This window comes from Haloechinothrix alba (assembly GCF_900188115.1).
In the GTDB taxonomy this organism is placed as follows: domain Bacteria; phylum Actinomycetota; class Actinomycetes; order Mycobacteriales; family Pseudonocardiaceae; genus Haloechinothrix; species Haloechinothrix alba.
Window position 1 is genome coordinate 1 of the sequence record NZ_FZNW01000073.1, and the last position, 1,263, is coordinate 1,263.

General features: G+C 66.0%; 1 protein-coding gene. It reads right to left on the minus strand.

What is annotated here, in order from left to right; translation table 11 throughout:
* Window positions 1–23 precede the first annotated feature (23 nt).
* The coding region (locus CHB84_RS22165; protein ID WP_217898702.1) for an IS110 family RNA-guided transposase at window positions 24–1,263 on the minus strand (1,240 nt) is incomplete at its 5' end.

Below are 1,263 nucleotides of genomic sequence, written 5' to 3' on the forward strand. Positions count from 1 at the left end.
AGCGTTCGATGCTCCTATGTTCGTCAAGCCGCATCTTGAACGCGTGTCAGCCGTGGCTGGTCTGCGGTTGGCTTCGGCAGGTTGGCGTAGATCTCGCGGGCGATGTATCGCTTGAGGCAGCGGATGATGTCTCGTTTGCTGAGCCCCTCGGCGGTGCGGCGTTCGACGTAGTCGCGGGTGGGTTGGTGACGCCGCATCCGGACGATAGTGACGATGTAGAGCGCGCTGTTGGCCGCTCGGTCCCCGCTCCGGCTGAGTCGATGCCGGCCGGTGGTTCGACCGCTGCTCGCGGGCTGTGGTGCGACACCGCAGAGTTTGGCGAAGGCTGCCTCGTTGCGGATGCGATCGGCGTTGTCGCCAGCGGTGACAAGGAACTGGCCGGCGATCTCGGCTCCGACGCCGTGGAGTTCGACGAGCTCTGGCGCGGTGGCCTCGACCATGGCTTCGATCTGACGGTTGAGGGCCGTGATCTCGGTATCGAGTGCCCGCCAGCGGCGGGCCAGGTCACGCAGGGAGGTCTTGACTGTTGCCAGGAGCAGGCGGTCGGGGTCACTGGTCAGGCTGAGTAGCTCATCGGTTTCGGGCCGCAGTCCGAGGCACGTGTTGACCAGGGTGCGCTTGGTGAGCAGCGCTAGTTCGTCGCGCAGCGGGGATGGCGCTCCGATCATGACTCCCCAGAGGGTGTTGAAGGCCTGTGTACGTGCTTTGACGGCGCTGGCTCGGGTGACGCGCAAGGTGCGGATGACCTCGACGGCGCCGGACTTGGCCTTCGGTGTTGCCGTTGAGGTCTTCCCGAGTACGGCGCGAGCGATCTGTTCGGCGTCGAGGCGATCGGATTTGCCGTCCATGCGGCGGGCCAGCCGGTTGGGCCGATTGACCTCGATGACCTGCTCGCCGGCGGTGGTAAGAGCCCGTGTCAACGTCGCACCGTAAGACCCGGTGCTCTCGACCCCGATCGCGATCAGCTCTCCGTGGCCGCGGAGCCACGTGAGCAGGTGGCGATATCCCCGGTCCGTTGCAGGGAACTCCTGGTGGTCGAGCAGGCGACCGTGGTCGTCGATGGCCGCCGCGTAGTGGGTGTGCTTGTGGGTGTCGACACCGCCGATGACTCTGATGCCTTCTGTTGTCATGCTGGGATCCGCTCCTCCGTTAGGGCTGGTCTGACGGATGGGGCGAACCGGCCGGACGGGCGACAGGTCTGTGACGGGGCTTCTCGTCCAAGCTCCTATCAGGTCAGATCCGTCTGGCCGGTGCGCGCCGCGG